Below are 10780 nucleotides of genomic sequence, written 5' to 3' on the forward strand. Positions count from 1 at the left end.
ACTATGAAACATATTTTATTGGCCTATTTATTTATTAGCTTATTGGTTGTTGCCATTATTAGTTTGCTGAGTTTTGGACATGGTGCAGGCTATGTCTATTTATACTGGCGTGAATGGCAAGTTCAATCCAATATTTGGTTTTTAGCATTATTGCTGGCACTACTGAGTTTGTTCGTGCAAATGCTTTGGTATGCGGTTAAACGCTATTTAAGTCGAGAGCAGCGTAAATCTGAAACAGTCTTTAGTTTTAATAAACTGCATCCCTATGAACAATTGGCTGTCATTTGGCTTTTAAATGCTGCGCAAGATCAAAAAAACTTTATTCAGCAAGCTTTTACTGAGTCTGGATTATTAAAAGGGGTGATTGATGCGCGTTTATATTGGATTCAGCAACAATATGAAACAGCATTAAATGCATTAACTCAGACCAATCCAATGGCTTTTGAACTCGCAGAATTGCAACGGATTGAAATTTATTTATCCCAACAAGAGGGTGAAAAGGCTTTAACGCATCTCGAATTTTTGAATCAACATGAATTATCGCCATGGTTGCAAAAAGTCAGCACTGCCTATGAGCAGCGTTTAACCACGCTATGGGGCATGTTTGCGTTGCAGTTTCCTTGGTTGTATTTGCGTTCGACACGTTATGGACATTTAGATGAGCTGACAAAACAAGCTTGGTTGGAGCAATTATTATCTGCATTTGATCAAGCTGATGTCGATGACTTACAGCATTTAAAGCAGCGTTATTTGGATTTGCAAGATCAAATAACAGAGCGTAAATATGCGGTCAAAGTGTTGTGGTTAAAAGTCTTGTCTCGTATGCCAGAGATGAGTCAGGAACATGAGCAATTGGCTATTCATTTACTTGAACAGCAATTTAACAAAGAAGTGTTCTTTTTGTGGTTCCAGCAAAAAATGTTGAAGCAAAACCCTGACTATGTGGCTGTAGAACAGCAGATTCAACGTTGGGAAGAAAAGTATCCTGCACTACCTGTTTTTAGTTTTGCAAAATGGAATATTTACCAAGCGACAGAACGCCAAGCTGAGGCGGATGCATTATTAGAATTATATCCAAATGATGTATTAATGAGTTATTTACGTATCAAGTCAGCTTTAAATCAGCAGGAATATTTGACCAAACAATTAAATTTAATATTTGAAAATAATGCTAATTTTATGGAAATTCGAATATAAGGACATTATATGCAAGAAGATTTAGCTCAATATTCATTGGTTCATACTCAACACGTCGCTTGGGGGGATATGGATGCTTTTGGTCATGTAAATAACGTGAATTATTATCGTTATATGGAAAGTGCGCGGATTGGTTATTTAGATCAGTTGGATATATTTAATCAGTCTGTGATTACGGTTGTGGCTTCAAGCCAATGTAAATATTTAAGCCCCGTGGTTTATCCTGATATTTTAAAAGTGGCAACGCGCGTTGAAGAATTAAGAAATAGTGCATTTCGTATGAGTTATATATTATGGAGTGAACAGCAACAAAAAATCGTTGCAACAGGCGATGCGGTTATTGTGTGCGTGGATAAAATGACCCTGCAAAAAACCTCTATTCCAGAAAATATTAAAACCAAAATAAAAGCCTTAGAAAATTCAGTGGGAAATAATATTTAAATACAATTTAACTTTATATATTTTAAGGAGTCGTGTTAAAATATTGTAGTAAAATGAAAATTATTTATTGAATAAAAATTTTATTATAATATTATGAGCGAGTTTTCATAAGCATTATTAAAATGAAATTTCGGAGTTAAAGATTATGCCTGATATTAGTAATTTATCAGTTGAAGAGTTAAAGAAGCTTCAAGTAGAAGCTGAAGCACTGATTGCATCTAAAAAAGATCAAGCGATTGAAGATGCGTATAACCGTATTGTTGAAATTGCAGAAAATTTAGATTTAAGCGTTGAACAAATTCTTGAATTTGGTTTAAGCAAACGTAAAAAATCAACGCGTAAAGCGGTTGAGCCACGTTACCGTAGCAAAACCAATGCAGATGACACGTGGACTGGTCGTGGTAAACAACCACGTTGGTTAGTGGCTGAGTTAGAAAAAGGCGCGAAACTAGAAGACTTCTTAATTTAAGAACAATTCATGAAATCGTCATATCCTGAGTTCAGGATAATTAAACCAGGCAAATGCCTGGTTTTTTTATCTCTTTGAATTGGCTATGCAGAAAAAGTATGCATAATGTGTCTATAAAGAAAAATGTTTAAATGATGGAAAAAAATTGATGGATCGGTTGTGGTGGGATGATCAATAAAACTAATAATATTCGGTGGCTCATTTTTGCTGCGATCAGTTTTTTAATTTTCGTTATGCTGCAAGTGCCAGCAGCGTGGCTCATTACAAAGTTTTATAAAAATAACCAAATGCTACATAACGTCAGTGGCAATATTTGGCATGGGCAAGCAGATTGGACACGAGGAAATTTGAAAGGCTCGTTAAACTGGAACACACGCCCGTGGGACTTGATTTTATTACGCTTGGGTGCAAATGTTGAAATTCATAGTGGCAATACCAAACTGCAAGGTGTTATGGGGTATGGTTTTGGCAAAAGTATTAGTATTAAAAACTTAGAGGGTCAAATTGCCCCTGAAACTTTAAAAAGTTTTGCCGATTGGCAATGGCCAACGAATGCCATTCAATTAAAAGATGTGCAGTTTAAATATAAGCCACAACAGGGATTTAGTCAGTCATTAGGCGAGATGCAGTGGGCAGGTGGGGATTTATCCTTTAGCTTTGCACAGCGTCAAGAGTCAATGAATGTGCCTGCCATGTTAGCTCAATTAAAAGATGATAATGGCAAATTGTCGATTGATGTTCGAGATCAACGCGAACAAAAGATGATGAATTTATCACTTGAGCCAGACCTCATGTTGGATGTGCAATTAACCCAGCGCTTTTTGATGAATGTTGCTTCCTATGAAGGTAAGGCAGGATTAGATACGTATGTGATTAGTTCGCGTCAACCTCTATTGAGTGGGGTGAACTGATGGCTGACTATTTCGAAAAAATCCGCGAGATCAATTGGAAGCAAACAGATCGACTTGCACCTGTGGTCTTGGCTTTAATAATTTTGTACCTGTGCTGGAAGTTAGCCGCTTTATTTTGGTTATTGATTGCACCGCCACAAGCCATGCAGTTAGACCGAGTTGAATTGGGTTCACAGCAAACGCAAGTTCCTAATATTAGCTCTTTTGCCTTGTTTCAGGAAAACCGCAGTTCAGCAGCTGACGCGCAGTTAAATATGGTGTTACAAGGTGTGGTGGTTGGACAGCCAAGTCGCTACTCGTCGGCAGTGATTAAGGTCAATGAGAGTTCAGATCGCTACTTGGTTGGAGAAACCATTCAAGGTTCATCATATCAACTGGCTGAAGTTTATTGGGATAAGGTGATTTTAACGCAGGGTAATGGTGCACGGCGTGAATTAGCGTTCCAAGGTATTGAAAACGGATTAGATCAACCGATTGTCCCTACAGCCAATGCAACATCAGGCGGATCTTTGCAAAATAACAGCATGCAAAATGCAGCTAATCCTGCAAATTCAGGGCAAGGCACGACGCAGTCCGCGATTGGTCAGGCCGTACAACGCATGACAGAAAATCGTGAGCAATATCTGCAGGAAATGGGGGTGAATCCATCAGGTAATGGTGGGTTTGAGATTTCAAATCGAACACCTGCTGCCTTGAGAAATAAATTGGGTTTGCAACCGGGTGACCGCATTATGTCTTTAAATGGGCAGGCAGTCGGTGCAGGACAATCTGAGGCGCAATTATTAGAACAAGCCCGCCGTGAAGGGCAGGTGAAACTTGAAGTCAAACGTGGTGATCAAGTGATGACCATACAACAGGATTTTTAGTGATGTTTCATCACTTTATAGGGTTAGGAAACACAGGCGTATATGGCTTTATTTAATAATAACCGTTCAACTTTAGCTGCCTATGCCATGGTGCCCTTGGTTGCTATGGTCAGCACAGCAAGTTATGCACAAACATGGAAAATCAATTTACGTGATGCAGATCTTACGGCATTCATTAATGAAGTCGCAGATATCACGGGGAAAAATTTTGCAGTTGACCCACGGGTACGAGGAAATGTAACGGTTATTTCCAATAAGCCTTTAAATAAAAATGAAGTCTATGACCTGTTTCTCGGTGTATTGAATGTCAATGGCGTGGTGGCGATTCCATCGGGCAACACCATTAAACTGGTTCCAGACAGTAATGTAAAAAGCTCGGGCATTCCTTATGATGCGCGCCACCGTGCGTCTGGAGACCAAATTGTCACCCGAGTAATTTGGCTTGATAACACCAATGCCAACGACTTAATTCCAGCCCTACGTCCACTGATGCCGCAATTTGCACATTTGTCAGCAGTGGCGGGGACCAATGCGCTGATCGTCTCAGACCGTGCTAGTAATATTTACCAGCTCGAAACGATTATTCGTAATTTAGATGGAACGGGTCAAAATGATATCGAAGCCGTGACGCTGCAATCGAGTCAGGCCGAAGAAATGATTGGGCTGTTAGAGTCGATGAGTTCGACCGGCGCATCAAAAGACCCGAAAGGTTCACGAATTCGTATCATCGCGGACAATCGAACCAATCGTATTATCATTAAAGGTGATACAGCGACACGTAAGCGTATTCGTAAGATTATTGAGACCTTAGATGTGCCTGCTGCAGATCGATTGGGTGGATTGAAAGTTTTTCGTCTAAAGTATGCAAGTGCCAAAAACTTGTCAGAAATCTTACAAGGCTTGGTCACAGGGCAGGCCGTTTCGAGTACAAATTCATCGAATAGCTCAAATAGCAGCACGATGAACAGTTTAATGAATGATAGTAACAGTTCGAATTCACAGTCATTCAGTTCACAAAATAACACCAGTTCAGGTATTAACCTCAACAGTAATAACTCTTCCAATAATACGCAAAACGGTATCTCAAGCTTTAATGCCAATGGCGTGAGTATTATTGCTGATGCCACACAAAATGCACTGATTGTGAAAGCAGATCCGCAGCTCATGCGTGAAATTGAATCTGCGATTCAGCAGCTCGATATTCGTCGTCAGCAAGTGCTGATCGAAGCGGCGATTATTGAAGTTGAAGGCACGGATACCGATCAGCTCGGTGTGCAATGGGCGTTGGGAGATATCAGTAGTGGTATCGGCTTAATTAACTTTGATAACTTTGGTTCTAGTTTAAAAAATATTGCCGCAGGTTATTTAACTGGTGGTGCTGCGGGTGCGGGTAGCGCGGTGAGTGCGGGTACTTCTGTAGTTCTTGGTGATTATCGTGAAGGCAGTGATGGTTCGCGCAAACTCTATGGTGCGATGATTCAGGCCTTAAAAGAAAAGACCAAATCCAATTTATTATCTACACCGTCGATAGTGACGATGGACAACGAAGAAGCCTATATTGTGGTGGGTGAAAACGTTCCATTTGTGACAGGTTCGGTCACCACCAATGGTGGTACAGCCAATCCGTATACATCGATTGAGCGTAAAGATGTCGGTGTTACTTTGAAAGTTGTGCCGCATATTGGTGATGGCGGCTCGGTGCGTTTAGAGGTCGAGCAAGAAGTTTCTGATGTAAAAGACAATAAAGGTCAAGCGTCGGACTTAGTTACGACTAAACGTGCGATTAAAACCTCGATCTTGGCAGAGCATGGTCAAACGATTGTGTTGGGTGGTTTGATCTCGGACAATACATTGCATGGGCGTCAATCCGTTCCGGGGCTCGGGGCTATTCCTGTACTGGGCAAACTTTTTAGCTCGGAAGGAAAATCCAACAGTAAACGCAATTTGCTGATCTTTATTCATCCGACCATTGTTGGAAATTCTGCTGATGTGAAGAAAATGTCTCAGCAACGTTACAGTCAGCTCTATAGTCTGCAACTGGCACTGGATAATGACGGTAATTTTGCGAAATTACCTGAAAATGTGGACGATGTGTATCAGCAGCGCATACCTGTTTCAAAAGGTACAGCACCAGCCCCTGTGTATAAGACGGTACCTACAGCACCACAAACCACACAGCCAGCGGCAGTGGTCTCCACGCCAGTCGCCATTGAACCTGCAGTGAAGCGCCAAACCATAACCGTACCGAATGGCAAAGTGGCGGAAACTCCTTAGGTTAGACAGTAGGGTGGTTTAGCTTTGAAACCACTGCATGCTATGATGAAAAAAACGAGCAATAGAGAATTAACTTCATGACTTGGAAAATTCAAGCAATTTCTGGTGATTTAACAGGACAAGAAATTAGTATTGAGCGAGATATATTGGTGGGTCGTCATCAACAAGCAGATATTGTTTTACAAGAATCTGATGTATCGCGTAAACATGCTGCCTTTGTACTGAAAGATCAGGCACTCTGGTTGCAAGATCTCAATTCATCCAATGGGACGTTTATTAATGATGTCCGTTTGACTGGTGAATCACTTTTAAAAGAAGGTGATATTGTACAGTTTGCCAGTGTGAAGTTTAGTTTATTGGCTCCAGCTAAAGCTGTTCAGATCCCAGCGGATATTGAACAAAGCGTTGAAGCGTTGCAAACAGAAGAAATTACACCTGTTCAGCAGCCGTCTGAAGCTGTTGCGGTTTCTGAAACTGCGGCACAAGAACCTGTTGTTAAAACGTCTGAAACTGAGACACAAGAGCCTATCGTTAAAACTGCAGCACAACAAATGAATGATCAAGGGATGCCAGAGTTGAAAGAGCGTGATGGTTCAGTTCAATTGACTCGTGATGGTATGCCGACCAATGTGGGTGTGCCTAAACCTGCGCCAATCCCTGAGGGAATTGACATTACTGCTGCTCCGAAAAATGAAGCATGTGATGTAGAAATTCCAGCGACATGTGTAGAGCAAGAGCGTGAAGCGCAAAAAAATGCCTCTGTAGGCTTAATCTCAGTCATTGTTTTAATCATTCTTGCAATTATTGCATGGGTGTTGTTTAAATAAACCGAGACATTCCTCAAAAGGCATGCATGGGCATGCCTTTTTTATGGGGAAAATTTACAAAAAAATAGAGGGATATTATGTTTGAAGTTCGTTTAGCAGAACGCCAAATGATTTTATTTGATCTGGATGGAACGCTAGTCGATTCAGCATCTGACTTACATCGTGCGATGAATATGAGTCTAAATGCGTTGCAATTACCTTTGGTCACAGAAGAGCAGGTGCGAAACTGGATTGGGAAAGGGACTTCATTATTTTGTCATAGCGTACTTGAATACTTGACCGGAAAGGTGGATGCCGCACAGCACCATCTTTTACTGGAAACTTTTCTAAAGATTTACAATGCCGATCCTTGTGTCTTGACGCAGCCCTTTGACGGCATTCTAGAGTTCTTGGATTGGGCAAAAGCAGAAGAGAAAATTCTGATTTGTGTGACCAATAAACCAGAGCAACCGGCACGCAGTATTGTGCAGGCACTAGGTATGCATGAATACTTTGATGATGTGATTGGCGGAGATCGTTTTGAAGAGCGTAAACCACATCCCAAGCAGCTAGAGTATTGTGCGGAGCATTATGCCTTGCCGAAACAGCAAATTTTGATGGTGGGTGATTCTGTCAATGATGTAGAGGCAGCACGTCGTGCGGGTATTGATTGTATTGTGGTCAGCTATGGCTATAATCATGGTGAAAATATTCGAGATTGTCAGCCGCAGCACGTGGTTGATAACTTAAAAGAATTATTGGGTTGAAATAAGTAGGGTTAAGGAAGTGAAAATGAGCAAGTGTGTAGGTTTTCGATGGCGTCACTCAATCAGCATGAGAAGAAATTAACTGAAATTGACCACGCGAAATATAGAGAAACCCAAATGACTACACAAACTCAATTTGAACAACTGAAAACTGCTGGATATAACTTGATTCCGGTATATCGTCAGCGCTTGGCAGATACAGAAACTCCACTTTCTGTCTTTGCGCGATTAAAACAACATAAACAAGCCTATTTATTTGAATCTGTAGAGGGTGGCGAAAACTGGGCGCGTTACTCCATTATTGGCTTGGGCGAGTCCACCGTATTTTCGTGTAATGAAGGGCAGTTGACCGTTCAACATGCTGATGGCTCGGTTGAAAAACAACAATGTGCTGACCCATTTCAATACATTCGTGACTTCCAAGCACAATATAAAGTGCCTACACAGCAAGATTTGCCAGCGTTGCCGAGCTTTACCGGTGGATTGGTTGGATACTTTGGTTATGATGCTGTACGTTATATCGAACCAAAGCTCAATAACGTTCCAGAAGCTGACCCGGTCGGGATTCCGGATATTTGGATGATGCTATCAAAAACCGTCATCGTCTTTGATAACCTTAAGGATACCTTATTCTTAATTGTGCATGCCGATGTAAATGATGCCGAGGCCTATACTCAAGCGCAGCAACAATTGGATGAGCTGGAAGAACTTTTGGCAACACCGATTGCACTTAAAGCAAATAAGCATACTGCACCACAGTTTGAATCCATCACTGGGCACGACAACTTTATTGACTCTATTGCAAAAGTAAAAGAGTACATTAAAGCTGGTGATGTGATGCAAGTTGTCCCAGGTCATCGTATGGTATCCGATTTTGATGGTGAGCCTTTGCAGGTCTATCGTGCACTACGTCACCTCAATCCATCTCCATATTTGTTCTTGGTGCAAGGGCAAACACTTGAGAATGACATTCCCTTTCATATCGTCGGTTCATCACCTGAAATTTTGTCCCGCCTAGAAAATGGTGTAGCAACAGTTCGTCCTTTGGCGGGAACGCGACCACGGGGTAAAACCAAAGAAGAAGATTTAGCGCTCGAAAAAGATTTGCTATCTGATGAAAAAGAAATTGCAGAGCATTTGATGTTGATCGATTTGGGTCGAAATGATGTCGGACGCGTTTCTAAAATCGGTAAAGTTCACGTGACTGATCAAATGGTGATCGAACGTTATTCGCATGTCATGCACATTGTGTCAAATGTGCAAGGTGAAGTACGTGATGATGTCGATGCTTTGGATGTTTTTAAAGCAACATTCCCTGCGGGCACACTTTCAGGCGCACCAAAAATCCGCGCTATGGAAATTATTGACGAAGTTGAACCAGTAAAACGTGGAATTTTTGGTGGTGCTGTTGGTTATTTAGGCTGGCATGGTGAAATGGACATGTCGATTGCGATTCGTACCTGTGTAATTCGTGAAAATAAGGTCTATGTTCAAGCTGGAGCAGGGGTGGTGTATGACTCTAATCCTGAATCAGAGTGGAATGAAACCCAAATAAAAGCTCGCGCAGTGATCAAAGCGGTTGAATTATCATCAAATGGATTGATTTTATGAGTTTTTCACGTTTTTTTTAGAAAAAACACTTGCAAGGATTTCAAGATTTGCTAAACTGCACACCGTTCCGATACGAAACGTACGAAACACTAAGAAACGCCGGCATAGCTCAGTTGGTAGAGCAACTGACTTGTAATCAGTAGGTCCACAGTTCGAATCCGTGTGCCGGCACCATCTTAGAAAGTTTGAGAGTGAGTAGAAAGAACGACACTGAAGTAAGTGTAAAATGGTGAGGTTCCCGAGCGGTCAAAGGGGGCGGACTGTAACTCCGCTACGAAAGTTTCGAAGGTTCGAATCCTTCCCTCACCACCAATTTTAAGACTTCAATAAGTGGTTTGTACCAACATCGTGCGGGAGTAGCTCAGTTGGTAGAGCGGTAGCCTTCCAAGCTACATGTCGCGAGTTCGACCCTCGTCTCCCGCTCCATATCTATTGAAGTGCTTATATTTGCTCTTATAGCTCAGTGGTAGAGCACTCCCTTGGTAAGGGAGAGGTCTCGAGTTCAAATCTCGATAAGAGCTCCAGATTTTACAGTTTAGCAACTTTAAATGTTGCACAAGATTCCAGAAGCAGGCTTTTTAGTCTGCTTTTCAAGTATTGGGTGTTTATTTTTTTAGGCGATATGTCGGAGCTGGGTTTTACTCAGAATTGTGTTCGACGTAAACGAGGAAGAAAAGCATGGCTAAGGCTAAGTTTGAACGTAATAAGCCACACGTTAACGTGGGCACAATCGGTCACGTTGACCATGGTAAAACGACTTTAACAGCTGCAATTGCAACTGTATGTGCAAAAAAATTCGGCGGTGAAGCGAAAGATTACGCTGCAATCGACTCTGCACCAGAAGAAAAAGCACGTGGTATTACAATTAATACTTCACACGTAGAATACGATTCTCCAATCCGTCACTACGCTCACGTAGACTGCCCAGGTCACGCCGATTATGTTAAAAACATGATTACTGGTGCTGCGCAAATGGATGGTGCGATCCTTGTATGTGCTGCGACTGATGGTCCAATGCCACAAACTCGTGAACACATCCTTCTTTCTCGTCAGGTAGGTGTACCTTACATCGTTGTATTCTTAAACAAATGCGACCTTGTTGACGACGAAGAACTTCTTGAATTAGTAGAAATGGAAGTTCGTGAACTTCTTTCTACTTATGACTTCCCAGGCGACGACACCCCAGTAATCCGTGGTTCTGCTCTTGCAGCGCTTAATGGTGAAGCTGGTCAATACGGCGAAGACGCTGTAGTTGCTCTTGTTGAAGCTCTTGACTCTTACATCCCAGAGCCAGAACGTGCTATCGACCTTGCATTCCTTATGCCAATCGAAGACGTATTCTCAATTTCAGGTCGTGGTACAGTAGTAACTGGCCGTGTTGAAACTGGTATCGTGAAAGTAGGCGAAGAAGTTGAAATCGTTGGTATTAAAGATACAG

Annotated in this window: 10 protein-coding genes and 4 tRNA genes; all 14 read left to right on the plus strand. The window is 41.7% G+C overall.

Annotation, left to right across the window (positions count from 1 at the left end; translation table 11 throughout):
* The first annotated feature begins 3 nt into the window (after window positions 1-3).
* Window positions 4-1197 (plus strand): heme biosynthesis protein HemY, encoded by a 1194-nt coding sequence (locus tag FTU36_RS03950; RefSeq protein WP_180116839.1) that lies wholly within the window; start codon window positions 4-6, stop codon window positions 1195-1197.
* A gap of 9 nt (window positions 1198-1206) precedes the next feature.
* Window positions 1207-1638 (plus strand): thioesterase family protein, encoded by a 432-nt coding sequence (locus FTU36_RS03955; protein ID WP_180116840.1) that lies wholly within the window; start codon window positions 1207-1209, stop codon window positions 1636-1638.
* A gap of 142 nt (window positions 1639-1780) precedes the next feature.
* Window positions 1781-2107 (plus strand): H-NS family nucleoid-associated regulatory protein, encoded by a 327-nt coding sequence (locus FTU36_RS03960; RefSeq protein ID WP_180007248.1) that lies wholly within the window; start codon window positions 1781-1783, stop codon window positions 2105-2107.
* Window positions 2108-2274: 167 nt separating this feature from the next.
* Entirely contained in the window at window positions 2275-3018 is a 744-nt protein-coding gene (gene gspN, locus FTU36_RS03965) for a type II secretion system protein N (protein ID WP_180012120.1), read from the plus strand.
* Window positions 3018-3884, plus strand: a complete 867-nt coding sequence (locus FTU36_RS03970; protein ID WP_180012118.1) for a type II secretion system protein N — start codon at window positions 3018-3020, stop codon at window positions 3882-3884. Before gspN ends, FTU36_RS03970 begins: the two co-directional genes overlap by 1 nt.
* A gap of 42 nt (window positions 3885-3926) precedes the next feature.
* Window positions 3927-6158, plus strand: coding sequence for a type II secretion system secretin GspD (gene gspD, locus FTU36_RS03975; protein WP_180002842.1), 2232 nt, complete (start codon window positions 3927-3929; stop codon window positions 6156-6158).
* A 77-nt stretch (window positions 6159-6235) separates the two neighbouring features.
* Complete coding sequence (locus FTU36_RS03980) at window positions 6236-6985, plus strand: FHA domain-containing protein (protein WP_180116841.1); 750 nt, start codon at window positions 6236-6238, stop codon at window positions 6983-6985.
* Window positions 6986-7062: 77 nt separating this feature from the next.
* Complete coding sequence (locus tag FTU36_RS03985) at window positions 7063-7731, plus strand: phosphoglycolate phosphatase (RefSeq protein ID WP_180116842.1); 669 nt, start codon at window positions 7063-7065, stop codon at window positions 7729-7731.
* Window positions 7732-7848: 117 nt separating this feature from the next.
* Entirely contained in the window at window positions 7849-9342 is a 1494-nt protein-coding gene (trpE, locus tag FTU36_RS03990; RefSeq protein ID WP_180116846.1) for an anthranilate synthase component I, read from the plus strand.
* 98 nt (window positions 9343-9440) lie between these two features.
* Window positions 9441-9516: transfer RNA gene (locus FTU36_RS03995), tRNA-Thr, on the plus strand.
* Between the two features lie 54 nt (window positions 9517-9570).
* A tRNA-Tyr gene (locus tag FTU36_RS04000) sits at window positions 9571-9654 on the plus strand.
* Between the two features lie 38 nt (window positions 9655-9692).
* A tRNA-Gly gene (locus FTU36_RS04005) sits at window positions 9693-9768 on the plus strand.
* Window positions 9769-9791: 23 nt separating this feature from the next.
* Window positions 9792-9866 (plus strand) — tRNA-Thr (locus tag FTU36_RS04010).
* Between the two features lie 154 nt (window positions 9867-10020).
* Window positions 10021-10780: elongation factor Tu (locus tag FTU36_RS04015; RefSeq protein WP_180065799.1), on the plus strand; the 760-nt coding region annotated here is incomplete at its 3' end.

This window comes from Acinetobacter sp. YH12096, assembly GCF_013419215.1.
GTDB lineage: Bacteria > Pseudomonadota > Gammaproteobacteria > Pseudomonadales > Moraxellaceae > Acinetobacter > Acinetobacter amyesii.

What these genes read in the sequence shown, in the direction of transcription:
- FTU36_RS03985 (WP_180116842.1), top strand. Translation starts at nt 7,063, where the DNA reads ATGTTTGAAGTTCGTTTAGCAGAACGCCAAATGATTTTATTTGATCTG.
- FTU36_RS03955 (WP_180116840.1), top strand. Translation starts at nt 1,207, where the DNA reads ATGCAAGAAGATTTAGCTCAATATTCATTGGTTCATACTCAACACGTC.
- FTU36_RS03950 (WP_180116839.1), top strand. Translation starts at nt 4, where the DNA reads ATGAAACATATTTTATTGGCCTATTTATTTATTAGCTTATTGGTTGTT.
- trpE (WP_180116846.1), top strand. Translation starts at nt 7,849, where the DNA reads ATGACTACACAAACTCAATTTGAACAACTGAAAACTGCTGGATATAAC.
- FTU36_RS03980 (WP_180116841.1), top strand. Translation starts at nt 6,236, where the DNA reads ATGACTTGGAAAATTCAAGCAATTTCTGGTGATTTAACAGGACAAGAA.
- gspD (WP_180002842.1), top strand. Translation starts at nt 3,927, where the DNA reads ATGGCTTTATTTAATAATAACCGTTCAACTTTAGCTGCCTATGCCATG.
- FTU36_RS03970 (WP_180012118.1), top strand. Translation starts at nt 3,018, where the DNA reads ATGGCTGACTATTTCGAAAAAATCCGCGAGATCAATTGGAAGCAAACA.
- gspN (WP_180012120.1), top strand. Translation starts at nt 2,275, where the DNA reads ATGATCAATAAAACTAATAATATTCGGTGGCTCATTTTTGCTGCGATC.